The 24,099-nt window shown below is 56.1% G+C and carries 23 protein-coding genes and 4 tRNA genes; all 27 read right to left on the bottom strand.

What is annotated here, in order from left to right; genetic code table 11:
- Positions 1-13: 13 nt before the first annotated feature.
- Positions 14-346, bottom strand: a complete 333-nt coding sequence (gene rplV / locus J7E36_RS06300) for a 50S ribosomal protein L22 (protein ID WP_003103908.1) — start codon at positions 344-346, stop codon at positions 14-16.
- A gap of 11 nt (positions 347-357) precedes the next feature.
- Positions 358-633 carry a 30S ribosomal protein S19 gene (gene rpsS, locus J7E36_RS06305; protein ID WP_002555486.1) on the bottom strand — a complete coding sequence of 92 codons (276 nt, stop codon included), beginning with the start codon at positions 631-633 and terminating at the stop codon, positions 358-360.
- A gap of 16 nt (positions 634-649) precedes the next feature.
- A complete protein-coding gene (rplB, locus tag J7E36_RS06310; RefSeq protein WP_003186055.1) occupies positions 650-1,474 on the bottom strand; it encodes a 50S ribosomal protein L2 in 825 nt (274 codons plus the stop codon).
- Positions 1,475-1,488: 14 nt separating this feature from the next.
- On the bottom strand, positions 1,489-1,788 hold the full coding sequence (gene rplW, locus J7E36_RS06315) for a 50S ribosomal protein L23 (protein WP_002555488.1): 300 nt from the start codon (positions 1,786-1,788) through the stop codon (positions 1,489-1,491).
- Positions 1,785-2,387: a 50S ribosomal protein L4 gene (gene rplD, locus J7E36_RS06320; RefSeq protein WP_003186057.1), complete on the bottom strand. Its 603-nt coding sequence runs from the start codon at positions 2,385-2,387 to the stop codon at positions 1,785-1,787. The genes rplW and rplD overlap by 4 nt, the downstream gene beginning before the upstream one ends.
- A 12-nt stretch (positions 2,388-2,399) precedes the next feature.
- Positions 2,400-3,035 carry a 50S ribosomal protein L3 gene (rplC, locus tag J7E36_RS06325; RefSeq protein ID WP_003186059.1) on the bottom strand — a complete coding sequence of 212 codons (636 nt, stop codon included), beginning with the start codon at positions 3,033-3,035 and terminating at the stop codon, positions 2,400-2,402.
- 80 nt (positions 3,036-3,115) lie between these two features.
- A complete protein-coding gene (gene rpsJ, locus J7E36_RS06330; RefSeq protein ID WP_003186070.1) occupies positions 3,116-3,427 on the bottom strand; it encodes a 30S ribosomal protein S10 in 312 nt (103 codons plus the stop codon).
- Between the two features lie 157 nt (positions 3,428-3,584).
- The gene (gene tuf / locus J7E36_RS06335) at positions 3,585-4,778 is read right to left on the bottom strand and encodes an elongation factor Tu (protein ID WP_215000987.1); all 1,194 of its coding nucleotides are present in this window, start codon (positions 4,776-4,778) and stop codon (positions 3,585-3,587) included.
- 31 nt (positions 4,779-4,809) lie between these two features.
- Positions 4,810-6,915: an elongation factor G gene (gene fusA, locus J7E36_RS06340; RefSeq protein WP_215000990.1), complete on the bottom strand. Its 2,106-nt coding sequence runs from the start codon at positions 6,913-6,915 to the stop codon at positions 4,810-4,812.
- Positions 6,916-6,945: 30 nt separating this feature from the next.
- Positions 6,946-7,416, bottom strand: a complete 471-nt coding sequence (gene rpsG, locus J7E36_RS06345) for a 30S ribosomal protein S7 (RefSeq protein WP_003186074.1) — start codon at positions 7,414-7,416, stop codon at positions 6,946-6,948.
- A 104-nt stretch (positions 7,417-7,520) separates the two neighbouring features.
- Entirely contained in the window at positions 7,521-7,892 is a 372-nt protein-coding gene (gene rpsL, locus J7E36_RS06350; RefSeq protein WP_003186084.1) for a 30S ribosomal protein S12, read from the bottom strand.
- Between the two features lie 216 nt (positions 7,893-8,108).
- Complete coding sequence (rpoC, locus tag J7E36_RS06355; protein ID WP_215000992.1) at positions 8,109-12,308, bottom strand: DNA-directed RNA polymerase subunit beta'; 4,200 nt, start codon at positions 12,306-12,308, stop codon at positions 8,109-8,111.
- A 64-nt stretch (positions 12,309-12,372) separates the two neighbouring features.
- A complete protein-coding gene (gene rpoB / locus J7E36_RS06360) occupies positions 12,373-16,446 on the bottom strand; it encodes a DNA-directed RNA polymerase subunit beta (RefSeq protein ID WP_215000995.1) in 4,074 nt (1,357 codons plus the stop codon).
- 220 nt (positions 16,447-16,666) lie between these two features.
- The gene (rplL, locus tag J7E36_RS06365; protein WP_215000998.1) at positions 16,667-17,032 is read right to left on the bottom strand and encodes a 50S ribosomal protein L7/L12; all 366 of its coding nucleotides are present in this window, start codon (positions 17,030-17,032) and stop codon (positions 16,667-16,669) included.
- 78 nt (positions 17,033-17,110) lie between these two features.
- Positions 17,111-17,611: a 50S ribosomal protein L10 gene (gene rplJ / locus J7E36_RS06370; RefSeq protein ID WP_215001001.1), complete on the bottom strand. Its 501-nt coding sequence runs from the start codon at positions 17,609-17,611 to the stop codon at positions 17,111-17,113.
- Positions 17,612-17,810: 199 nt separating this feature from the next.
- Positions 17,811-18,506, bottom strand: a complete 696-nt coding sequence (rplA, locus tag J7E36_RS06375; protein WP_030138521.1) for a 50S ribosomal protein L1 — start codon at positions 18,504-18,506, stop codon at positions 17,811-17,813.
- Positions 18,506-18,937 carry a 50S ribosomal protein L11 gene (gene rplK / locus J7E36_RS06380; protein ID WP_003176435.1) on the bottom strand — a complete coding sequence of 144 codons (432 nt, stop codon included), beginning with the start codon at positions 18,935-18,937 and terminating at the stop codon, positions 18,506-18,508. Before rplK ends, rplA begins: the two co-directional genes overlap by 1 nt.
- Positions 18,938-19,054: 117 nt before the next feature.
- Complete coding sequence (gene nusG / locus J7E36_RS06385; RefSeq protein WP_010443972.1) at positions 19,055-19,588, bottom strand: transcription termination/antitermination protein NusG; 534 nt, start codon at positions 19,586-19,588, stop codon at positions 19,055-19,057.
- A gap of 9 nt (positions 19,589-19,597) precedes the next feature.
- A complete protein-coding gene (gene secE / locus J7E36_RS06390; RefSeq protein ID WP_215001004.1) occupies positions 19,598-19,966 on the bottom strand; it encodes a preprotein translocase subunit SecE in 369 nt (122 codons plus the stop codon).
- A gap of 44 nt (positions 19,967-20,010) precedes the next feature.
- A tRNA-Trp gene (locus J7E36_RS06395) sits at positions 20,011-20,086 on the bottom strand.
- A gap of 53 nt (positions 20,087-20,139) precedes the next feature.
- Positions 20,140-21,333: an elongation factor Tu gene (tuf, locus tag J7E36_RS06400; RefSeq protein ID WP_003186103.1), complete on the bottom strand. Its 1,194-nt coding sequence runs from the start codon at positions 21,331-21,333 to the stop codon at positions 20,140-20,142.
- A gap of 85 nt (positions 21,334-21,418) precedes the next feature.
- Positions 21,419-21,494, bottom strand: a tRNA-Thr gene (locus J7E36_RS06405).
- Positions 21,495-21,520: 26 nt separating this feature from the next.
- Positions 21,521-21,594 (bottom strand) — tRNA-Gly (locus J7E36_RS06410).
- 25 nt (positions 21,595-21,619) lie between these two features.
- Positions 21,620-21,704: transfer RNA gene (locus tag J7E36_RS06415), tRNA-Tyr, on the bottom strand.
- Between the two features lie 142 nt (positions 21,705-21,846).
- Positions 21,847-22,305 carry a hypothetical protein gene (locus J7E36_RS06420; protein ID WP_215001007.1) on the bottom strand — a complete coding sequence of 153 codons (459 nt, stop codon included), beginning with the start codon at positions 22,303-22,305 and terminating at the stop codon, positions 21,847-21,849.
- A 7-nt stretch (positions 22,306-22,312) separates the two neighbouring features.
- The gene (locus tag J7E36_RS06425) at positions 22,313-23,062 is read right to left on the bottom strand and encodes a pantothenate kinase (protein WP_215001009.1); all 750 of its coding nucleotides are present in this window, start codon (positions 23,060-23,062) and stop codon (positions 22,313-22,315) included.
- Positions 23,052-24,008, bottom strand: coding sequence for a bifunctional biotin--[acetyl-CoA-carboxylase] ligase/biotin operon repressor BirA (birA, locus tag J7E36_RS06430; protein ID WP_215001011.1), 957 nt, complete (start codon positions 24,006-24,008; stop codon positions 23,052-23,054). The genes J7E36_RS06425 and birA overlap by 11 nt, the downstream gene beginning before the upstream one ends.
- Between the last annotated feature and the right edge of the window lie 91 nt (positions 24,009-24,099).

Raw genomic sequence — 24,099 nt, forward strand, 5'->3', positions numbered from 1 at the left:
CTCTTCGACTCCGTTACTTGTCAGCAACCTTGACAGTGATATGGCAAGACCGCTTGACGATGCGATCAGCACGGCCTTTGGCACGTGGCATGATGCGCTTCAGCGAACGCCCTTCGTTGACGAAAACGGTGCTGACCTTCAGGTCATCAACGTCTGCGCCTTCGTTATGCTCGGCGTTGGCTACGGCCGACTCCAGCACTTTTTTCATGATCTCGGCGGCTTTCTTACTGCTGAAAGCCAACAGGTTGAGCGCTTCGCCCACCTTCTTCCCGCGGATCTGGTCGGCGACCAAGCGGGCTTTCTGGGCGGAGATTCGAGCGCCCGACAACTTAGCGGCTACTTCCATTTCCTTACCCCTTAACGCTTGGCTTTCTTGTCAGCCACGTGCCCACGGTATGTGCGGGTACCGGCGAACTCGCCCAGTTTGTGGCCGACCATGTCTTCGTTCACGAGAACTGGGACGTGCTGGCGACCGTTGTGTACTGCGATGGTCAGACCGACCATTTGTGGCAGGATCATCGAACGACGCGACCAGGTTTTAACTGGTTTGCGATCGTTCTTTTCCGCCGCCACTTCGATCTTCTTCAGTAGGTGAAGATCAATAAAAGGACCTTTTTTCAGAGAACGTGGCACTGTCGTATCCCTCTATTTACTTGCGACGACGGACGATCATTTTGTCGGTACGCTTATTACCACGAGTCTTCGCGCCCTTAGTCGGGAAGCCCCATGGCGATACCGGATGACGACCACCAGAGGTACGACCTTCACCACCACCATGTGGGTGGTCAACCGGGTTCATGGCAACACCACGAACGGTTGGGCGAACGCCACGCCAGCGTTTGGCACCAGCTTTACCCAGCGAACGCAGGCTGTGCTCGGAGTTCGAGACTTCGCCCAGGGTCGCACGGCATTCAGCCAGGACTTTACGCATCTCACCAGAACGCAGACGCAGGGTCACGTAGACACCTTCACGAGCGATCAGCTGAGCCGAAGCACCAGCGGAACGAGCGATTTGCGCGCCTTTACCTGGCTTCAATTCGATGCCGTGTACGGTGCTACCAACTGGAATGTTGCGCAGTTGCAGAGCGTTGCCCGGCTTGATCGGTGCCAGGGCACCTGCGATCAGCTGGTCGCCAGCGCTCACGCCTTTAGGGGCGATGATGTAGCGACGCTCGCCATCTGCATACAGCAGCAGAGCGATGTGAGCAGTACGGTTTGGATCGTATTCGATACGCTCGACGGTGGCAGCGATGCCATCCTTGTCGTTGCGACGGAAGTCGACCAGACGATAATGCTGCTTATGACCACCACCGATGTGACGAGTGGTAATACGGCCATTGTTGTTACGACCACCAGACTTCGATTTTTTCTCGAGCAGCGGTGCGTGAGGAGCGCCTTTATGCAGCTCCTGGTTGACCACCTTGACCACAAAACGGCGGCCAGGGGAAGTCGGTTTGCATTTAACGATTGCCATGATGCACCCCTTCCTTACTCAGCACTGCTGCTGAAATCGAGATCTTGGCCTGGCTGAAGGGAGATAACTGCCTTCTTCCAGTCATTACGCTTGCCCAGACCGCGAGCAGTGCGCTTGCTTTTACCCAGAACGTTCAGGGTAGTCACGCGCTCCACTTTCACGCTGAACAGGCTTTCGACAGCCTTCTTGATTTCCAGCTTGGTTGCGTCGGTCGCAACCTTGAAAACGAACTGGCCTTTCTTGTCTGCCAGAACCGTAGCCTTCTCGGAAACGTGCGGGCCAAGCAGAACTTTAAATACGCGTTCCTGGTTCATCCCAGCAGCTCCTCGAATTTCTTCACGGCCGACACGGTGATCAACACCTTGTCGTATGCGATCAGACTGACCGGATCGGAACCTTGGACGTCACGAACATCGACGTGCGGCAGGTTGCGAGCAGCCAGGTACAGGTTCTGATCAACAGCGTCAGACACGATCAGGACGTCAGTCAGGCCCATGCCATTCAGCTTGTTCAGCAGATCTTTGGTTTTCGGTGCTTCAACAGCGAAGTCCTGAACCACGACCAGACGATCAGTACGCACCAGCTCAGCAAGGATGGAACGCATTGCTGCGCGATACATCTTCTTGTTCAGCTTCTGGGAGTGATCCTGAGGACGAGCTGCGAAAGTGGTACCACCGCCACGCCAGATTGGGCTACGAATAGTACCGGCACGAGCACGGCCAGTACCTTTCTGACGCCATGGGCGCTTGCCGCCACCGGAAACGTCGGAACGGGTCTTTTGCTGCTTGCTACCTTGACGGCCGCCGGCCATGTAGGCCACGACTGCTTGGTGAACCAGCGTCTCGTTGAATTCGCCGCCAAATGTCAGTTCGGAAACTTCGATCGCTTGAGCGTCATTTACATTTAATTGCATGTCAGCTTCCCCTTAACCGCGAGCCTTGGCTGCTGGACGTACAACCAAGTTGCCGCCAGTAGCGCCAGGAACAGCACCCTTGACCAACAACAGATTGCGTTCAGCGTCCACGCGCACTACTTCGAGGGACTGCACGGTCACGCGCTCAGCGCCCATATGACCGGACATTTTTTTGCCCTTGAATACACGACCAGGAGTCTGGCACTGGCCGATAGAGCCTGGAACGCGGTGGGATACGGAGTTACCGTGGGTGTTATCTTGCCCGCGGAAGTTCCAACGCTTGATCGTACCCTGGAAGCCTTTACCCTTGGACTGACCGGTTACATCAACCAGTTGGCCAGCGGCGAAGATTTCAGCGTTGATCAGATCGCCGGCCTGGTACTCGCCTTCTTCAAGACGGAATTCCATTACGGTACGACCAGCGGCAACGTTCGCCTTGGCGAAGTGGCCAGCTTGAGCAGCTGTTACACGCGAAGCGCGACGCTCGCCGACAGTGACTTGCACTGCACGATAGCCATCGGTCTCTTCAGTTTTGAACTGGGTGACGCGATTCGGCTCGATCTCAATGACCGTGACCGGAATGGAGACACCTTCTTCGGTGAAAATGCGAGTCATACCGCATTTACGACCGACTACACCAATAGTCATGTTGTAAACCTCATGAGTGTACGGGGCTTTCACCCGCTATGGCCGCCCATTTCAGAGCGTTACACGACTAAGACCGAGTCTTAGCCGAGGCTGATCTGCACTTCCACACCGGCCGCAAGATCAAGCTTCATAAGAGCATCAACGGTTTTATCCGTTGGCTGGACGATGTCCAGTACGCGCTTATGAGTACGGATCTCGTACTGGTCACGCGCGTCTTTGTTGACGTGCGGGGAGACCAGAACGGTGAACCGCTCTTTACGGGTAGGCAGTGGAATTGGACCACGCACTTGAGCACCAGTACGTTTCGCGGTTTCCACGATTTCCTGGGTGGATTGGTCGATCAGGCGATGGTCAAAAGCCTTCAACCTGATACGGATTTGCTGATTTTGCATTGGATTTCAGACTCCGGCTGCTATTCCCACCGGGCGCAATACGCCCGTTAAAAGGAGGCGCAATTCTATAGACGCCCCCGATAGGTGTCAACCCAATAAAAAAGCCCCCGCTAAGCGGGGGCTTTTTCAACTCATCAAAGTCGACTCAAAAAACAGCTTACTCGATGATTTTGGCTACGACACCAGCGCCGACGGTACGACCGCCTTCACGAATGGCGAAACGCAGACCGTCTTCCATTGCGATGGTCTTGATCAGGGTGACAACCATTTTGATGTTGTCGCCTGGCATTACCATTTCAACGCCTTCCGGCAGTTCGCAGTTACCGGTCACGTCAGTGGTCCGGAAGTAGAACTGTGGACGGTAGCCTTTGAAGAACGGAGTGTGACGGCCGCCTTCTTCTTTGCTCAGAACGTACACTTCAGCTTCGAACTTGGTGTGCGGCTTGACCGAACCCGGCTTGACCAGAACCTGGCCACGCTCAACGTCGTCACGCTTGGTACCACGCAGCAGAACGCCGCAGTTCTCGCCAGCACGACCTTCGTCGAGCAGCTTACGGAACATTTCAACACCGGTGCAGGTGGTGACAGTGGTGTCACGCAGACCTACGATTTCCAGCGGATCCTGAACCTTGACGATACCGCGCTCGATACGACCAGTTACAACAGTACCGCGACCCGAGATCGAGAATACGTCTTCGATCGGCATCAGGAACGGCTTGTCGATAACACGAACTGGCTCTGGGATGTAGCTGTCCAGAGTTTCCACCAGCTTCTTGACAGCAGTGGTGCCCATTTCGTTGTCGTCTTGGCCGTTCAGAGCCATCAGAGCCGAACCGATGATGATTGGAGTGTCATCACCTGGGAAGTCGTAAGTGCTCAGCAGGTCGCGCACTTCCATCTCAACCAGTTCCAGCAGCTCAGCGTCGTCAACCATGTCAGCCTTGTTCAGGAAGACAACGATGTACGGAACGCCTACCTGACGGGACAGCAGGATGTGCTCACGGGTTTGTGGCATCGGACCATCAGCGGCCGAGCAAACCAGGATCGCGCCGTCCATCTGGGCAGCACCGGTGATCATGTTCTTCACGTAGTCAGCGTGACCTGGGCAGTCAACGTGAGCGTAGTGACGGATCGAAGAGTTGTACTCAACGTGCGCGGTGTTGATGGTGATACCACGAGCCTTTTCTTCCGGAGCGCTGTCGATTTTGTCGAAAGCAACAACGGCCGAACCGAAAACTTCGGAGCAGACGCGAGTCAGAGCAGCAGTCAGAGTGGTTTTACCGTGGTCAACGTGACCAATGGTGCCAACGTTGACGTGCGGTAGGGAACGATCAAATTTTTCTTTAGCCACGACAATTAACTCCTAGCCTAAAGGGGCTGAATCAGCCTTGTTTTTTGGTAACAGTTTCGACGATATGCGACGGAGCTGTATTGTATTTTTTGAATTCCATGGAGTAGCTTGCGCGCCCCTGAGACATGGAACGAACGTCGGTTGCGTAACCGAACATCTCGCCCAACGGAACCTCGGCACGAATAACCTTGCCGGAAACCGTATCTTCCATACCCAGAATCATGCCACGACGACGGTTAAGGTCGCCCATGACATCACCCATGTAGTCTTCAGGCGTAACGACTTCTACCGCCATGATCGGCTCGAGCAACTCACCACCGCCCTTCTGGGCCAGTTGCTTGGTCGCCATGGAAGCAGCCACCTTGAACGCCATCTCGTTGGAGTCGACGTCGTGGTAAGAACCGTCGAACACGGTCGCCTTCAGGCCGATCAGCGGATAGCCGGCAACAACGCCGTTCTTCATCTGCTCTTCGATACCTTTCTGGATCGCCGGGATGTATTCCTTGGGAACCACACCGCCTACGACTTCGTTCACGAATTGCAGACCTTCCTGACCTTCGTCAGCAGGCGCAAAACGGATCCAGCAGTGGCCGAACTGACCACGACCGCCGGACTGGCGAACGAACTTGCCTTCGATTTCACAGTTCTTCGTGATGCGCTCACGATAGGAAACCTGAGGCTTGCCGATGTTGGCTTCGACGTTGAACTCACGGCGCATCCGGTCAACCAGGATGTCCAGGTGCAGCTCGCCCATGCCAGAGATGATCGTTTGACCAGTCTCTTCATCAGTCTTGACGCGGAAAGACGGGTCTTCCTGAGCAAGCTTGCCCAGAGCGATACCCATTTTTTCCTGGTCATCCTTGGTTTTTGGCTCAACGGCAACCGAAATAACCGGCTCCGGGAAGTCCATGCGAACCAGGATGATTGGCTTGTCAGCGTTGCACAAGGTTTCACCCGTGGTGACATCCTTCATGCCGATCAAGGCCGCGATGTCGCCAGCGCGTACTTCCTTGATTTCTTCGCGGGCGTTTGCGTGCATCTGCACCATACGACCCACGCGCTCTTTCTTGCCTTTTACCGAGTTGATCACGCCGTCGCCGGAGGCCAACACGCCCGAGTAAACGCGGACAAAGGTCAAGGTACCCACGAATGGGTCGGTAGCGATCTTGAATGCCAAGGCCGCGAACGGCTCGTCGTCACTTGCGTGACGCTCCATTTCCTCTTCCTCGTTATCCGGGTTGGAACCCTTGATAGCAGGAATGTCGGTTGGAGCCGGCAGGAAGTCGATAACGGCGTCGAGAACCAGGGGAACACCCTTGTTCTTGAAGGAGGAGCCGCAAACAGCAAGAACGATCTCACCAGCGATAGTACGCTGACGCAGGGCGGCCTTGATTTCCTCGTTGGTGAGTTCTTCACCCTCGAGGTATTTGTTCATCAGCTCTTCATTGGCTTCAGCCGCAGCCTCGACCATGTTGCTGCGCCATTGCTCGGCTTCTTCCAACAGTTCGGCAGGAATGTCCTTGCGAACAGGGACCATGCCCTTGTCCGAGTCATTCCAGTAGACCGCTTGCATGTTGATCAGGTCGATCTGGCCCTGGAAGTTGTCTTCCGAGCCGATCGCGAGCTGGATAGGCACCGGAGTGTGACCCAGACGCTGCTTGATCTGAGCGATCACGCGCAGGAAGTTGGCACCAGCACGGTCCATCTTGTTTACATAAACAAGACGTGGAACGCCGTATTTGTTGGCCTGACGCCATACGGTTTCCGACTGAGGCTCAACACCCGAAGTACCACAGAACACAACGACAGCGCCGTCGAGTACGCGCAGGGAACGCTCAACTTCAATGGTGAAGTCTACGTGGCCCGGGGTATCGATAACGTTGAAGCGATGCTCGTGCGCGTACTGCTTCTCGGAACCTTTCCAGAAGGCGGTGATAGCAGCAGAAGTAATGGTAATACCACGCTCCTGCTCCTGCACCATCCAGTCTGTGGTCGCGGCGCCGTCATGCACCTCGCCCATTTTGTGACTTTTGCCGGTGTAAAAAAGGACGCGCTCGGTGGTGGTGGTTTTACCCGCATCCACGTGAGCGACGATACCGATGTTACGGTAGCGATTAATCGGTGTAGTACGAGCCATAAAGCCCTCGCAAATTGAGTGACGCTAGAATTAGAAGCGGTAGTGCGAGAAAGCCTTGTTGGCTTCAGCCATACGGTGCACGTCTTCACGCTTCTTAACTGCAGCACCTTTACCTTCAGCAGCGTCCAACAGTTCACCAGCCAAACGCAGAGCCATGGACTTCTCGCCGCGCTTGCGGGCGAAGTCTACCAGCCAGCGCATTGCCAGGGCGTTACGACGGGACGGACGAACCTCGACCGGAACCTGGTAAGTAGCACCGCCTACACGGCGCGACTTCACTTCGACCAGCGGAGCGATGGCGTCGAGAGCTTTCTCGAAGATTTCCAGGGGATCGCTGTTCTTGCGTTCCTTAACTTTGTCCAGTGCGCCATAAACGATACGCTCGGCAACGGCTTTCTTGCCGCTTTCCATTACGTGGTTCATGAACTTGGCGAGAATCTGGCTTCCGTATTTCGGATCGTCCAGAATCTCACGTTTGGCTGCTACGCGACGTCTTGGCATTGATAAGCCCTCAAACGGTCTTCAGGTTAGCCCGGGACAGCTGATGCGTGCCCGACCTTACTCTTATCGACTCAATAAAATTAAAAACTGCAAAAAACGGCCGATTATTTCGGACGCTTGGTACCGTATTTCGAACGACCCTGGTTACGACCTTTAACGCCGGAAGTATCCAAAGAACCGCGAACGGTGTGGTAACGAACACCTGGCAAGTCTTTTACACGACCGCCGCGGATCAGTACCACGCTGTGCTCTTGCAGGTTGTGGCCTTCACCGCCGATGTACGAGGAAACCTCGAAACCGTTGGTCAGGCGCACACGGCATACTTTACGCAGTGCCGAGTTAGGTTTTTTCGGCGTGGTGGTATACACACGGGTGCATACGCCACGACGTTGCGGGCAGTTCTGCAGCGCAGGCACGTCGGATTTCTCGACGATACGCTTACGCGGCTGACGTACCAGCTGGTTGATAGTTGCCATCTACTAGCTCCACTGTTGTCTTGCGACGCTATTGTCTTGCAAGAAAAGCAAAATGGCAGGAACGAATTCCCGCCAAATTTAGGGGATCAAGAGTCTAAAGAGGATCTCGCCCCCAGTCAAGGCAAGGCCCCGACCTCCCCGCCCGCCGGATCTCGACAATTTGTCTCGATCCGCCGGAAGAGGCGACCAGGGCCAGGCACTCAATTACCGCAGAACTCAGTTACCGCTCGAGTTCAGTGCTTCGGTCAGTGCAGCTTCCACTTCACTGGCGCTTACACGCAACGGCTTGTCTGCATCACGGCGACGCTTGCGTTCGCTGTGGTAGGCCAAACCGGTACCGGCCGGGATCAGACGACCCACGACCACGTTTTCTTTCAGGCCGCGCAGGTAGTCGCGCTTGCCGGTTACCGCCGCTTCGGTCAGTACGCGGGTGGTTTCCTGGAAGGAAGCCGCCGAGATGAACGATTCGGTGGACAACGACGCCTTGGTGATACCCAGCAGCACGCGAGTGAACTTGGAGACGAACTTGTCTTCAGCTGCCAGGCGCTCGTTTTCCACCAGTACGTGAGTCAGTTCCATCTGGTCGCCCTTGATGAAACTCGAGTCGCCGGATTCAGCGATCTCGACCTTACGCAGCATCTGACGCAGGATGGTCTCGATGTGCTTGTCGTTGATCTTCACGCCTTGCAGGCGGTAAACGTCCTGGATCTCGTTCACGATGTACTTGGCCAGCGCACTCACACCCAGCAGACGCAGGATGTCGTGTGGATCGCTCGGGCCGTCGGAGATAACTTCGCCGCGGTTTACCTGTTCGCCTTCGAAGACGTTCAGGTGGCGCCACTTCGGAATCAGCTCTTCGTACGGATCGCTACCGTCGTTCGGGGTGATGACCAGGCGACGCTTGCCCTTGGTCTCTTTACCGAACGCGATGGTGCCGCTGACTTCAGCCAGAATCGAGGCTTCTTTCGGACGACGGGCTTCGAACAAGTCGGCAACACGCGGCAGACCACCGGTGATGTCGCGGGTTTTCGAAGTTTCCTGCGGGATACGGGCGATAACATCACCGATCGCGATCCGCGCACCGTCCGCAACACCGACCAGGGCGTTGGCTGGCAGGAAGTACTGAGCGATTACATCAGTGCCTGGCAGCAACAGGTCCTTGCCGTTGTCGTCGACCATCTTCACGGCAGGACGGATGTCCTTACCGGCAGCTGGACGATCTTTGGCGTCGAGTACTTCAATGTTGGTCATACCGGTCAATTCGTCGGTCTGACGCTTGATCGTGATGCCTTCTTCCATGCCCACGTAGGTCACGGTACCTTTCATTTCGGTAACGATCGGGTGAGTGTGCGGATCCCACTTGGCCACGATTGCGCCAGCGTCGACCTTGTCGCCTTCCTTCACCGAAATCACGGCACCGTACGGCAGTTTGTAGCGCTCGCGCTCACGACCGAAGTCATCAGCGATCGCCAGCTCACCGGAACGGGACACCGCCACCAGGTGGCCATCGACACGCTCAACGTGCTTCAGGTTGTGCAGACGGACGGTACCGCCATTCTTCACCTGAACGCTGTCGGCCGCGGAGGTCCGGCTTGCCGCACCACCGATGTGGAACGTACGCATCGTCAGCTGGGTACCCGGCTCACCGATGGATTGGGCGGCGATAACGCCGACCGCTTCACCGATGTTCACCTGGTGACCACGAGCCAGGTCGCGACCGTAGCACTTGGCGCAGATGCCGTAGCGGGTTTCGCAGCTGATCGGCGAACGCACGATCACTTCGTCGATGCTGTTCAGTTCGATGAACTCGACCCACTTCTCGTCCACCAGGGTGCCGGCAGGAACGATGACGTCCTCGGTACCTGGCTTGAATACGTCACGGGCAATGACACGACCCAATACGCGCTCACCCAATGGCTCTACAACGTCACCGCCTTCAATGTGCGGTGTCATCAGCAGGCCATGCTCGGTGCCGCAATCGATCTCGGTCACGACCAGATCCTGCGCCACGTCTACCAGACGACGGGTCAGGTAACCGGAGTTCGCCGTTTTCAACGCGGTATCCGCAAGACCCTTACGAGCACCGTGCGTGGAGATGAAGTACTGGAGTACGCTCAAACCTTCACGGAAGTTCGCGGTAATCGGGGTCTCGATGATGGAGCCGTCCGGCTTGGCCATCAGGCCACGCATACCGGCGAGCTGACGGATCTGCGCAGCAGAACCCCGTGCGCCCGAGTCGGCCATCATGTACATCGAGTTGAAGGACTCCTGCTCGACTTCGTCGCCATGACGGTCGATGACCTTCTCTTTCGAGAGGTTGGCCATCATCGCCTTGGAAACTTCGTCGTTCGCCTTGGACCAGAGGTCGATGACCTTGTTGTACTTCTCGCCCTGGGTGACCAGGCCGGAGGCGTACTGGCTTTCGATCTCTTTCACTTCTTCGGTAGCAGCACCGATGATGCGGGCTTTTTCATCCGGGATAACGAAGTCGTTAACACCGATGGAAACGCCGGAAATGGTCGAATAGGCAAAACCGGTGTACATCAGCTGGTCAGCGAAGATCACGGTCTCTTTCAAACCAACCACGCGGTAGCACTGGTTGATCAGCTTGGAGATCGCTTTCTTCTTCATCGGCAAGTTGACGACGTCGAAGGACAGGCCTTTTGGCACGACCTGGAACAACAGCGCACGGCCGACAGTGGTGTCGACGATGCGGGTGCCGCTCACGCTGCCGCCATCACGATCGTTCACGGTTTCGTTGATCCGCACCTTGACCTTGGCGTGCAGTGCGGCTTCGCCGGCACGGAACACACGGTCGACTTCCTGCAGATCCGCGAACACACGACCTTCGCCCTTGGCGTTGATCGCTTCACGCGTCATGTAGTACAGGCCCAATACAACGTCCTGCGACGGAACGATGATTGGCTCACCGTTGGCTGGCGACAGGATGTTGTTGGTCGACATCATCAACGCACGCGCTTCGAGCTGGGCTTCCAGCGTCAGCGGTACGTGCACGGCCATCTGGTCGCCGTCGAAGTCGGCGTTGTACGCAGCACAGACCAGCGGGTGCAGCTGGATAGCCTTACCTTCGATCAGTACCGGTTCAAACGCCTGGATACCCAGACGGTGAAGGGTCGGTGCACGGTTGAGCAGTACCGGGTGTTCGCGAATCACTTCGGCGAGAACGTCCCAGACCTCTGGCAGCTCGCGCTCGACCATCTTCTTGGCGGCCTTGATGGTGGTCGCCAGACCACGCATTTCCAGCTTGCCGAAAATGAACGGTTTGAACAGCTCGAGGGCCATCTTCTTCGGCAGACCGCACTGGTGCAGACGCAGGGTCGGGCCTACGGTAATAACCGAACGACCGGAGTAGTCAACACGTTTACCGAGCAAGTTCTGACGGAAACGACCCTGCTTACCCTTGATCATGTCAGCCAGGGATTTCAGAGGACGCTTGTTGGAACCGGTGATAGCGCGGCCACGACGACCGTTGTCGAGCAGGGCGTCGACCGCTTCCTGCAACATACGCTTTTCGTTGCGCACGATGATGTCCGGCGCGGACAGGTCAAGCAGGCGCTTCAAGCGGTTGTTACGGTTGATCACCCGGCGATACAGGTCGTTGAGGTCGGACGTCGCGAAACGACCGCCATCGAGCGGAACCAGTGGACGCAGGTCTGGCGGCAGAACCGGCAGAACGGTCAGCACCATCCACTCTGGCAGGTTGCCGGAACCCTGGAAGGCTTCCATCAACTTCAGACGCTTGGACAGCTTCTTGATCTTGGTTTCGGAGTTGGTTTGCGGAATTTCTTCGCGCAGGCGGCCAATCTCGTGCTCCAGGTCGATCGCGTGCAGCAGCTCACGGACAGCTTCGGCACCCATGCGGGCATCGAAGTCGTCGCCGAACTCTTCCAGCGCTTCGAAATACTGCTCGTCGTTGAGCAGCTGACCTTTTTCAAGGGTGGTCATGCCCGGGTCGATAACGACATAGCTCTCGAAGTAGAGAACACGTTCGATATCACGCAGGGTCATGTCCATCAGCAAGCCGATACGCGACGGCAGCGATTTCAGGAACCAGATGTGGGCAACCGGCGAAGCCAGCTCGATGTGCGCCATGCGCTCACGACGAACTTTTGCCAGTGCGACTTCAACGCCGCACTTCTCGCAGATCACACCACGATGCTTCAAGCGCTTGTACTTACCGCACAGGCACTCGTAATCCTTGACCGGGCCAAAGATCTTGGCGCAGAACAGGCCGTCACGCTCAGGTTTGAACGTACGGTAGTTGATGGTTTCCGGTTTTTTTACTTCACCGAACGACCACGAACGGATCATCTCAGGCGAGGCCAATCCAATACGGATGGCGTCGAACTCTTCGACTTGACCCTGGTTTTTCAGCAAATTCAGTAGGTCTTTCAAGGCCTTTCCTCCTGGCGGAGCAGAGAGCGGGCGAAACAGCCCCGCTCTCGATTCGCGTCACGTGTTATTCGGTTTCCAGATCGATATCGATGCCGAGGGAACGAATTTCCTTGATCAACACGTTGAAGGACTCGGGCATGCCCGGCTCCATACGGTGATCGCCGTCCACGATGTTTTTGTACATCTTGGTCCGACCGTTCACATCGTCCGACTTCACTGTGAGCATTTCTTGCAGAGTGTAAGCAGCACCGTATGCTTCCAGTGCCCAGACTTCCATCTCCCCGAAACGCTGACCACCGAACTGCGCCTTACCACCCAGCGGCTGCTGGGTAACCAGGCTGTAAGAACCGGTAGAACGCGCGTGCATCTTGTCGTCTACCAAGTGGTTCAGCTTCAGCATGTACATGTAGCCAACGGTAACCGGACGCTCGAACTTGTTGCCGGTACGGCCGTCGAACAGCTGCATCTGGCCGCTTTCCGGCAGGTCTGCCAGTTTCAGCATGGCCTTGATTTCGCTTTCCTTGGCACCGTCGAACACCGGGGTAGCCATTGGGACGCCGCCGCGCAGGTTCTTCGCCAGATCCAGGATTTCCTGGTCGGTGAAGGTGTCCAGCTCTTCGTTGCGACCGCCAATCTCGTTGTAGATCTCGTGCAGGAACTTACGCAGGTCAGCGACCTTGCGCTGCTCTTCGACCATACGGTTGATCTTCTCGCCCAGGCCCTTGGCCGCGAGGCCCAGGTGGGTTTCGAGGATCTGACCAACGTTCATACGCGAAGGTACGCCCAACGGGTTGAGGACCACATCGACCGGGGTGCCATTGGCATCGTGCGGCATGTCTTCAACCGGCATGATCACGGAGACCACACCCTTGTTACCGTGACGACCGGCCATCTTGTCGCCCGGCTGGATGCGGCGACGGATTGCCAGGTAGACCTTGACGATTTTCAGCACGCCTGGAGCCAGGTCATCGCCCTGCTGCAGTTTGCGCTTCTTGTCTTCGAACTTGTCGTCCAGCAGACGGCGGCGATCAACGATATAGGCCTGGGCCTTCTCGAGCTGCTCGTTCAGAGCGTCTTCAGCCATGCGCAGTTTGAACCACTGGCCATGCTCAAGACCGTCGAGTACTTCGTCGGTGATTTCCTGACCTTTCTTCAGCCCCGCGCCGCCTTCGGCCTTGTGGCCAACCAGCGCTGCACGCAGACGTTCGAAAGTTGCGCCTTCAACGATACGGAACTCTTCGTTCAGGTCCTTGCGGATCTCGTCGAGCTGAGTCTTCTCGATGGACAGTGCACGAGCGTCACGCTCAACGCCGTCGCGAGTGAAGACCTGTACGTCGATGACGGTACCCTTGGTGCCAGTCGGCACGCGCAGGGAGGTGTCTTTTACGTCGCTGGCTTTTTCACCGAAGATCGCACGCAACAGCTTCTCTTCCGGCGTCAGCTGGGTCTCGCCTTTCGGAGTGACCTTGCCCACCAGGATGTCGCCTGCGCCTACTTCAGCACCTACATAAACGATACCGGCTTCGTCCAGCTTGTTCAGTGCAGCTTCACCCACGTTCGGGATGTCCGCCGTGATTTCCTCTGGACCAAGCTTGGTGTCACGGGCCACACAGGTCAGTTCCTGGATGTGGATCGTGGTGAAGCGGTCTTCCTGAACAACACGCTCGGACAGGCAGATGGAGTCTTCGAAGTTGAAGCCGTTCCACGCCATGAACGCGATGCGCATGTTCTGACCCAGCGCCAGTTCACCCATGTCGGTGGACGGGCCGTCGGCCATGATGTCGCTGCGCTGAACCCGATCACCCTTGCTCACCAGCGGACGCTGGTTGATGCAGGTGTTCTGGTTGGAGCGGGTGTATTTGGTCAGGTTGTAGATGTCGACACCGGCTTCGCCAGTCTCGACTTCATCATCGGCAACACGAACCACGATACGGCTGGCATCAACGGAGTCGATCACACCGCCACGACGAGCCACGACGCAAACGCCGGAGTCACGGGCAACGTTACGCTCCATGCCGGTACCTACCAGCGGCTTGTCGGCGCGCAGGGTTGGTACAGCCTGACGCTGCATGTTCGAACCCATCAACGCACGGTTGGCGTCGTCGTGCTCGAGGAACGGAATCAGCGACGCGGCCACCGAAACAACCTGCTTCGGCGAGACGTCCATCAAGGTGACGTCTTCCGGCGCCTTGACGGTGAATTCGTTCAGGTGACGAACAGCCACCAGCTCGTCGGTCAGGACTTTCTTGTCGTTCATCGTGGCCGAAGCCTGGGCGATCACGTGATCGGCCTCTTCGATGGCGGACAGGAACACGATCTCGTCGGTGACCAGGGCGTCTTTCACCACACGGTACGGGCTTTCGAGGAAGCCGTACTGGTTGGTGCGCGCATAGGCCGCCAGGGAGTTGATCAGACCGATGTTCGGACCTTCCGGCGTTTCGATCGGGCAGACACGACCATAGTGCGTCGGGTGTACGTCACGAACTTCGAAGCCTGCACGCTCACGGGTCAGACCACCTGGGCCGAGTGCGGAGACACGACGCTTGTGGGTGATCTCGGACAGCGGGTTGTTCTGGTCCATGAACTGGGACAGCTGGCTCGAACCGAAGAACTCCTTCACCGCCGCAGCCACAGGCTTGGCGTTGATCAGGTCTTGCGGCATCAGGCCTTCGCTTTCAGCCATCGACAGACGTTCCTTGACCGCGCGTTCTACACGCACCAGGCCAACACGGAACTGGTTCTCGGCCATTTCGCCTACACAGCGAACACGACGGTTACCCAGGTGGTCGATGTCATCGACGATGCCTTTGCCGTTACGGATATCGACCAGGGTCTTGAGCACCGCAACGATGTCATCCTTGTTCAGTACGCCCGAACCTTCGATCTCGGTACGACCGATACGACGGTTGAACTTCATCCGGCCGACCGCAGACAGGTCATAGCGCTCAGGGCTGAAGAACAGGTTGTTGAACAGGGTCTCGGCAGCATCCTTGGTTGGCGGCTCGCCAGGACGCATCATGCGATAGATCTCGACCAGGGCTTCCAGTTGGTTGCCGGTGGAGTCGATCTTCAACGTATCGGAGATGAACGGACCGCAGTCGATGTCGTTGGTGTAGAGAGTTTCGATGCGAACGACCTGGGCCTTGGCGATTTTTGCCAGGATCTCGGTGTTCAGCTCGGTGTTGCACTCTGCCAGGATTTCGCCGGTGGCCGGATGCACGATGACCTTGGCGGTGGTACGACCCAGGACGTAGTCCAGAGGCACCTGCAGCTCTTTGATCCCGGCTTTTTCCAGCTGGTTGATGTGGCGAGCGGTGATACGACGACCCTGCTCGACAATCACCTTGCCTTTGTCATCCTGGATATCGAGGACGGCGATCTCACCGCGCAGGCGCTGAGGCACCAGCTCCAGGCTGAGGTTTTCACCCTGCACGTGGAAGACGTTGGTGGTGTAGAACGCGTCCAGCACTTCCTCGGTGGTATAGCCGAGCGCACGCAGCAGCACCGAAGCAGGCAACTTGCGACGACGGTCGATACGCACGAACACGCAGTCTTTCGGATCGAACTCGAAGTCCAGCCACGAACCGCGGTAAGGAATGATGCGCGCGGAGTAAAGCAGTTTGCCGGAGCTGTGCGTCTTGCCACGGTCGTGGTCGAAGAACACGCCCGGAGAACGGTGCAGCTGGGAAACGATTACACGCTCGGTACCGTTGATTACGAAGGTACCGTTCTCAGTCATCAGGGGGATTTCACCCATGTAGACTTCTTGCTCTTTGATGTCCTTGATCGCTTTGTTCGACGACTCTTTGTCGAAAATGATCAGGCGCACTTTTACCCGCAAAGGTACGGCGTAAGTTACACCGCGCAATACGCATTCTTTGACATCAAATGCCGGTTCGCCCAGGCGATAACCGACGTACTCCAGCGCAGCATTGCCGGAGTAGCTAATGATCGGGAAAACGGATTTGAAGGCCGCATGCAGGCCCACGTCGCGGAACTGATCTTTAGTCGCTCCCGCTTGCAAGAATTCACGATACGAATCCAGCTGGATGGCCAGGAGGTACGGCACATCCATGACGTCCGGCAACTTGCTAAAGTCCTTGCGGATACGTTTTTTCTCAGTATATGAGTAAGCCATCAGCGTTCCCCAGCTTGGTCACCTGCTTGTTTGGCCCCTCCCGACGGGAGCAGCCAGAAAATCGTGCAAACCCCATGGTTTGCGCCACCACATCGGGTGGTTACAGCTCGTTATCAGCACCAACCCAGTCGGCTGCCAATAACGGAAAAAGGCCGGTGGCAAGAGCCACCAGCCATCAGCCTGTCGCTTAACGCTCGGGCTGGAGACGCAAAGTCGATGCTTACTTCAGCTCGACTTTAGCGCCTGCTTCTTCCAGAGTGGCCTTGGCTTTGTCAGCTGCGTCTTTGGCAACAGCTTCCAGAACCATGGCAGGAGCGCCGTCAACTACAGCCTTGGCTTCTTTCAGGCCCAGACCGGTCAGTTCACGTACTGCCTTGATCACGTTTACTTTCTTCTCGCCAGCTTCGGTCAGCATGACGTTGAATTCGGTTTGCTCTTCAGCAACGGCAACAGCAGCAGCTGGACCGGCGGAAGCAGCAGCAGCAGAAACGCCGAATTTTTCTTCGAAAGCTTTGATCAGCTCAACAACCTGCAGGACGGACATTTCAGCTACGGCGTTGAGGATATCGTCTTGAGAGATAGACATGACTCTAATTCCTAAATTGGGGGACGGCCTACGCGGCCATCGAAATAAACAAAAAAGCGCGAGAGAAAATGCTCAGCCTTAGGCTGCGGCAGCTTCTTTTTGCTCGCGAACTGCAGCCAGAATACGAGCCAGCTTGCTGGTAGCGCCTTGAATCACGCTCATCAGCTGCGAAATGGCTTCGTCGCGGGTCGGCAGTGTTGCCAGTACATCGATCTGATTAGCTGCGAGGAACTTGCCCTCGAACGCAGCTGCCTTGATCTCGAACTTGTCCTGACCCTTGGCGAATTCCTTGAACAAACGGGCAGCAGCGCCTGGATGATCCTTGGAGAACGCGATCAGGGTCGGGCCAGTGAACACGTCGTTGAGGACACTGTATTCAGTGTCAGCAACAGCGCGCTTGAGCAGGGTGTTACGTACGACACGTACATAAACGCCAGCTTCACGAGCCTCTTTACGGAGTCCGGTCATTGCGCCTACTGTTACGCCACGGGCATCAGCCACGACAGCGGACAGGGCAGCTTTGGCAGCCTCGTTGACTTCAGCGACGATGGCCTTCTTGTCTTCGAGATTAATTGCCACGGGTTTAACTCCTGCTTGTTACCGTTTCATCCGATCGAAACCGAATGTCGTTTTGGTGTCTGATTCGGTAAGGAACCGGGAGCACCATCTGCGTAGGCTTGTGGTTTAAGACTTGCGTCGCCTACGGTCTTGGATAGCCCCCGCCAGGCAGGGACCCCAATTTTTTTGATTGGCGCAATGACTCGCGCCAACCTGAGTCTTACGCGTCGAGCGAGCTCTGATCGATGATCAGACCTGGGCCCATGGTGGTGCTCAGGGTAACGCGCTTGACGTAGATACCTTTCGAAGAAGCTGGCTTGATGCGCTTCAGATCAGCGATCAGGGCTTCAACGTTTTCCTTCAGCTTGACGGCGTCGAAGCCGATCTTGCCAACGGAAGTGTGGATGATGCCGTTTTTGTCGGTGCGATAACGAACCTGACCAGCCTTGGCGTTTTTAACCGCGGTGGCTACGTCTGGGGTTACGGTGCCAACTTTAGGGTTAGGCATCAGACCACGTGGACCGAGGATCTGACCCAACTGGCCTACAACGCGCATGGCATCCGGGGATGCGATAACGACGTCATAGTTCAGGTCGCCGCCTTTCATTTCAGCAGCCAGATCGTCCATGCCTACGCGATCAGCGCCAGCAGCCAGAGCAGCTTCAGCTGCTGGGCCCTGGGTGAACACGGCAACACGAACGGTCTTGCCGGTGCCGTGTGGCAGCACGGTAGCGCTACGCACGACCTGGTCGGATTTACGTGGGTCAACGCCCAGGTTCACAGCAACGTCGAACGACTCGCTGAACTTGACAGTCGACAGCTCAGCCAGCAGAGCGGCGGCGTCTACAAAGTTGTAGGCCTTGCCTGCTTCGATTTTGCCGGCGATAGCCTTTTGACGCTTGGTCAGCTTAGCCATTACACACCCTCCACGTTAAGGCCCATGCTACGAGCAGAACCGGCGATAGTACGCACGGCTGCATCCATATCAGCTGCAGTCAGATCCGCGTTTTTGGTTTTCGCGATTTCTTCCAGCTGAGCACGGGTAACGGTGCCAACCTTAACGGTGTTTGGACGAGCGGAACCGCTGGTCAAACCTGCAGCCTTCTTCAGCAGAACCGAAGCAGGGGTGCTTTTTGTTTCGAAAGTGAAGCTACGGTCGCTGTAGACAGTGATGATCACTGGAGTCGGCAGACCTGGCTCAAGACCCTGAGTACGGGCGTTGAAGGCCTTGCAGAATTCCATGATGTTCACGCCGTGCTGACCCAGGGCAGGACCAACAGGTGGGCTTGGGTTAGCCTGAGCGGCCTTCACTTGCAGCTTGATGTAAGCGGTAATTTTCTTGGCCATGAGGCACTCCAATTACGGGTTCGAACGCCTCGAAAGGCTCCCCGGTTACTTGCGCGTTTATCCCAGTGACGACAAAACCCCACAGCCTAGGGCTGCGGGGTTGGGATGCCTGCTCAATCAGACCTTCTCGACCTGACTGAACTCTAGCTCTACCGGAGTAGAGCGACCGAAAATGAGCACTGCCACTTGGATCCGGCTCTTTTCGTAGTTAACTTCTTCAACCGTGCCATTGAAATCAGCGAATGGACCGTCGGTGACGCGAACCACTTCACCCGGCTCAAACAATGTCTTCGGCTTCGGCTTGTCGCTACCATCAGCAACGCGACGCAGAATCGCTTCCGCCTCTTTATCGGTAATTGGCGCAGGCTTATCAGCGGTACCGCCAATGAAACCCATCACCCGAGGGGTATCCTTGACCAAGTGCCAAGTCCCTTCGTTCATGTCCATCTGTACCAGCACATAGCCCGGAAAGAACTTGCGTTCACTTTTGCGTTTCTGGCCATTACGCATCTCAACCACTTCTTCAGTGGGGACCAGAATTTCGCCAAAGCCGTCTTCCATGCCAGCCAGCTTTACGCGCTCAATCAGCGAGCGCATGACATGCTTCTCGTAACCCGAGTAAGCATGCACAACGTACCAACGCTTAGCCACGGGACACCCTTAGCCAACAATCAAGGAAACAAGCCAACCGAGCAGGGAATCAAGCCCCCACAACAGCAACGCCATTACCAGAACAACAGCCACAACGATCAACGTGGTCTGCGTGGTTTCTTGGCGAGTCGGCCATACGACTTTACGAATCTCGGTGCGAGCTTCCTTAGCGAGTACAAAGAAAGACTTGCCCTTGGCTGTTTGCAGACCCACGAAGGCAGCAATAGCAGCAATGGCAAGCAATGCAAGTACGCGGTACAGGATCGGCGAAGCAGAGTAATACTGATTGCCAACAACGCCAACAACCACCAAGGCGACTACTACTAGCCACTTCAGCAGATCGAAGCGAGAGCCTTGAGCTTCAGCTTTAGGAGTCATCTATCAGATCCTGTGAAAAGAAAGCCAGACACACCGAGTGAATCTGGCAGGTCAGGAGGGAATCGAACCCCCAACCTACGGTTTTGGAGACCGTCGCTCTGCCAATTGAGCTACTGACCTAAAACAAAATCAGGCCGACCATTATGCCGGCCCGAAAAAGACATTACAACTGTTTACTCGATGACCTTGGCTACGACGCCTGCGCCGACGGTACGACCGCCTTCACGGATAGCGAAACGCAGACCGTCTTCCATCGCGATGGTCTTGATCAGAGTGACAGTCATCTGGATGTTGTCACCTGGCATTACCATTTCAACGCCTTCTGGCAGTTCGCAGTTACCGGTCACGTCAGTGGTCCGGAAGTAGAACTGTGGACGGTAGCCCTTGAAGAACGGAGTGTGACGACCGCCTTCTTCCTTGCTCAGAACGTAGACTTCTGCGGTGAACTTGGTGTGCGGCTTGACGGTACCTGGCTTGACCAGAACCTGGCCACGCTCAACGTCGTCACGCTTGGTGCCGCGCAGCAGTACGCCGCAGTTCTCGCCAGCACGACCTTCGTCGAGCAGCTTGCGGAACATTTCAACGCCGGTGCAGGTAGTCTTCTGAGTGTCGCGCAGACCAACGATCTCAACTTCTTCCTGGATACGGACGATGCCACGCTCTACACGACCAGTCACAACAGTACCGCGACCGGAGATCGAGAATACGTCTTCGATAGGCATCAGGAACGGCTTGTCGATAGCACGCTCTGGCTCTGGGATGTAGCTATCCAGAGTTTCCACCAACTTCTTGACAGCAGTGGTGCCCATTTCGTTATCGTCTTGGCCGTTCAGAGCCATCAGAGCCGAACCGATGATGATTGGAGTGTCATCACCTGGGAAATCGTAAGTGCTCAGCAGGTCGCGCACTTCCATCTCAACCAGCTCCAGCAGTTCAGCGTCGTCAACCATGTCAGCCTTGTTCAGGAAGACAACGATGTACGGAACACCTACCTGACGAGACAGCAGGATGTGCTCACGGGTTTGCGGCATCGGACCATCAGCGGCCGAGCAAACCAGAATCGCGCCATCCATCTGGGCAGCACCGGTGATCATGTTTTTTACGTAGTCGGCGTGACCTGGGCAGTCAACGTGTGCGTAGTGACGCACGGCCGAATCGTATTCAACGTGAGCGGTGTTGATGGTGATACCGCGAGCTTTCTCTTCCGGGGCGCTGTCGATCTTGTCGAAGTCAACCTTGGCCGAACCGAAAACCTCGGAGCAGACACGGGTCAGAGCAGCGGTCAAAGTGGTTTTACCGTGGTCGACGTGACCAATGGTACCAACGTTGACGTGCGGCTTATTACGTTCGAACTTTTCCTTAGCCATCGAAATCACCCTTCGGAGAAGAAATTTAGCGAGTCACACAAGCCATTAAAACAAAGGCAGATATTTTCATATCTGCCTTGTTATATGGAGCTCTTGAGCGGATTTGAACCGCTGACCTCACCCTTACCAAGGGTGTGCTCTACCAACTGAGCTACAAGAGCGAAACACTTTGCACAACCTGCAAACATGGAGCGGGTAGCGGGAATCGAACCCGCATCATCAGCTTGGAAGGCTGAGGTTCTACCACTAAACTATACCCGCGGAGCTTGCAGCTCACGCTAGAAACTGGTGGAGGGGGAAGGATTCGAACCTTCGAAGTCGTAGACGTCAGATTTACAGTCTGATCCCTTTGGCCGCTCGGGAACCCCTCCTAAGCGAGCCGGCATTCTATATCATGCCAGCCTTCTGTCAAGCATTTTCTCATTAAAAACCTGAGGTTAGCTGCGTTGACTTCACTTCGTGACGCTGACCGATTTAGGTCTTCGCTGCGAAGCGGGCGCCATTCTATGCAAACTACCCAGCAGGTGCAACCCCTTCACAGGGCATTATTTTACGTTTTAACTCATTGAATTCTTTGGAAAGGTTTTGCAGCAGTGTTTCGCTCACCTTCGCACCACCGTCTGGCGATACCTGCACCCAGAAACCCTCAAGCTCAGGCGAGTTTTGCGAGCTCAGCGCAACGGTACGCGCCACGATACCCGAGGCCGCCAGCCGCTGCTCCAGTTGCCTTGCCATCTCCGGACGGGTCAAGCCCCCCAGATAAACGCAAGTAACTTTTTGTGCGTCAGCGGAATGTGCAGGGTCGCGCCTGGCAAGCCCATCAGCCGTTTCGCTCAAGAGGTGAATATCTTGCTGGGAACCGCGATACAAACTCAGCGGGGTCACATCCTTGGCACGGAGCGGGGCCTCCTGCTGGTGCCAGACGTAGTAGAAGACATTCAAAACCAGCAACAACAGAAACAGCCACCGCATAGAAACCTCAAGACAAAGGACAAGCCATCGCCAGCCCGACAAAAACCAGATCAGGCACCACCTTGGCGTCAGGGACAACCCCGGAAACCAGGCTGGCATCCCCCCCAGTGAGAAACACCACGAAATCCTGTCCCCAGTATTGCCGTGCCAGTTCAAGCTGAGTCAGGACAAACCCTCTGAGCATCAGCATGCAACCGCGCTCCACGGCCTCGACAGTCGCTCGACCGGGAGCGAGGCTTTCATGGGCCAACTCGGCTGCTGTATCGTCATAACGGATTCGTCGGGTATGGGTGCGCAGTTGGTTGCGCATCAAAGGCATCCCAGGACAGATAAAACCGCCAAGGTGCTCACCATCCGCCGCTACGAAATCAGCGGTAATGGCTGTCCCGAAATCAAGCACCAAACAGGCACCCGAAGCAAGATGGAACCCGCCGAGCAGGGCCAGCCACCGATCGAGGCCCAAGCGCTCATAGTCTTCGTAGCCGTTTCTCACACCCGCCATTTCCCTGGTGGGCACAGCACGAACCACGGACACGCCGAATGCATCAACCAACATGCCGACTAGCGAGTTTGTTTCTTCGGCTGTCCGGACACTGACAAGCCGGCATTTCTTCAGTTGAAACTTTGTGGCATCTCTCAGACTCGCCAATAGGTCGCTGTCGGAGCTGACTACCCCACCATCGACGGGCGTCACCGCATCAATACGAAGAACACGCCACTTGATAAAACTATTGCCGCAATCGAGCTCAAGAATCATCACGCAACCTCAAGCTGAGCTCACCGCCGCTAAATGTTTTTTCCACACCGCCCACCTTCAAACGCAGCGCACCCTGGTGGTCGATACCCACAACAATACCGTCAATGCGGTTGATACCCGCAATAAGCGACACCGCTCGACCCTGCCACAAATGATATTTCTCCCACTCCGACTGGATAGCGGCAAATCCTGACGCATGATGGAGCGTCAAGTAGTGCTGCAGCTTCGCACCCAGCCGAGCGACCAACTCATTGCGGTCAAAGTCCCGACCCGCCTCAAGACTCATGGAGGTCCACTGCTGGTCGACCTCATCTGCCGATTGCATATTCACGTTGATTCCTACACCCAGGACAACGTGACAAACATCAGCCGGATCACCAACCAACTCAAGCAGAATGCCGGCAATCTTCTTTTCACCCACCAAGATATCGTTGGGCCACTTCAGGGCAGCCTCTACAACTCCAAGATCACGCAATGCATGCATGACAGCAAGCCCTACGACGAGGCTCAAACCTTCGATCTGTCGCATGCCGCCATCAATACGCAGCACCAGACTGTGATAAAGATTGTCAGCAAACGGACTGACCCATTTACGCCCGCGGCGACCACGACCAGCTGTCTGTCGCTCGGCTAAAACCAGAAACGGGGCCTCTACCCCACGCTCGATGGAACGTAGCGCTTCGGCGTTGGTGGAGTCGATGGAGTCAAATATGTGAACAGGCCACACATAAAGCCCGTTTTCACATATTTGCGCCGCATCCAGAAGCAATAGCGGCTTAGCCAGCTGGTACCCCCTGCCTCGGACCTTATGAATCGATAACCCTAGCTCCACCTCCAGGTGCTGCAACTGCTTCCACACAGCACTGCGACTGATACCCAGCGCAATACCCAGCGCCTGGCCCGAATGGAAGCGCCCGTCCTTCAAAAGTTTTAGCAACGTGAGCATGCGGACTGCGCCCTGACAATGAGGCCCGCATGATAGCCATGCACAGGACGGTTGCATAGAAACACAAAATGACTTTCCTGCGGGCAAAACA

The organism is Pseudomonas fluorescens (assembly GCF_018614775.1).
GTDB lineage: Bacteria > Pseudomonadota > Gammaproteobacteria > Pseudomonadales > Pseudomonadaceae > Aquipseudomonas > Aquipseudomonas fluorescens_BY.